2 protein-coding genes are annotated in these 1,251 nt (G+C 55.6%); both read right to left on the reverse strand.

Annotation, left to right across the window (positions count from 1 at the left end; all coding sequences use genetic code 11):
* Positions 1–37: 37 nt before the first annotated feature.
* On the reverse strand, positions 38–883 hold the full coding sequence (locus tag CAG46_RS27450; protein ID WP_371917569.1) for an IS3 family transposase: 846 nt from the start codon (positions 881–883) through the stop codon (positions 38–40).
* Positions 880–1,233: a transposase gene (locus CAG46_RS29230; protein WP_234563135.1), complete on the reverse strand. Its 354-nt coding sequence runs from the start codon at positions 1,231–1,233 to the stop codon at positions 880–882. The genes CAG46_RS27450 and CAG46_RS29230 overlap by 4 nt, the downstream gene beginning before the upstream one ends.
* Positions 1,234–1,251: the final 18 nt, after the last annotated feature.

The following is a 1,251-nucleotide window of genomic DNA, read 5'->3' on the forward strand; positions in this document are numbered from 1 at the left end:
TTGATCTGGTCAAGTAATTTTGGACACCGGTTAAGGTTCATGCCGCTGCCTTGAGCTTTTCCTCCATGGCTACTGGCGTTTCATAGCCGTTGTAGCTGTGGAGGCGCTTGAGGTTGTAGCGCATCAGATAAGCCTGGATATCCACTCGTGCTTGCGCTTCGGTCTCGTAACCCTCTGCCGGCACCCATTCTGATTTCAATGCTCCGAAGAATCGCTCCATGGCAGCGTTATCCCAGCATTGGCCTCGATGGCTCATACTCTGCTTCAAGTTGTACTCATCGAGCGCGGCTCTGAATTTATGGCTGGTGTACTGACAGCCCTGGTCTGAATGAAACATTACGCCCGCCGGCCTACCCCGCGATTCAGCGGCCATGCGCAGGGCGTTACAAGCTAAGTTGGCATCTGCAATCATCGAGAATGCCCAACCCACTACGCGACGGGCATAGAGGTCAATCACGGCGGCTAGGTACAGCCAGCGCCTGCCAACCTGGATGTAGGTCACATCGCCACACCAAACCTCATTGATCGCCGAAACCTTGAAATTGCGCTTCAGCTGATTCTCGGCGATCAACGCTTCGGCCCCTGATGACCGATAGCGGTGCGGCCTGCGCTGCTTGCACTTCAGGCCAGCTTCGCGCATCAACGCACGCACTTTGTACCGCCCGACTTCATGGCCTTCATGCCGCAGCTCCTGCATGAGTGTTCGTGAGCCAGAAGCCCCTCGCGATGCGTTGAAGTACTTGATTACCAGCAGGCGTAGAGCATCTCTGGCCGGGTTTTCACGTCCTTGCCGTTTGCGCCATGCATAGAAACTGCTGCGCTTAACCCCAAGCACGCGGCAGCAGTCGACAACAGGGTATTGCTCACTCAGCTCGTTGATCAGCGAGAACGATCTTTGGAGTCCCGAAGCAGGAGAGCACTGGCCTTTTTTAGGATTTCGATATCCCGATCCTTTTGCCGAACCAGCGCTTCGAGTTCTTCAATTCGTTGCTGCTCGGGCGTGATCGCTTTGGCTCCAGCCGGAACCTTGCCGGCTCTCTCTTCGCGCACCTGGTCAACCCAGCGGCGAAGCGCGGTAGGGCCTAGCCCAAGGGCTGCACAGACCTCAGGAACTGACTGCCCGCCGTCCAGCACCATTTCAGCGGCTTGGACTTTGTATTCTCTTGAATAAGATTTACGCACTGATTTTGCCTCCAATTGGGCGCCATCATAACGCCCGATGAAGGTGTCCAAAATCATTAGGCCAGTTCA

It is taken from the genome of Pseudomonas sp. B23(2017) (assembly GCF_002113725.1).
Taxonomy (GTDB): Bacteria; Pseudomonadota; Gammaproteobacteria; order Pseudomonadales; family Pseudomonadaceae; genus Aquipseudomonas; species Aquipseudomonas putida_Z.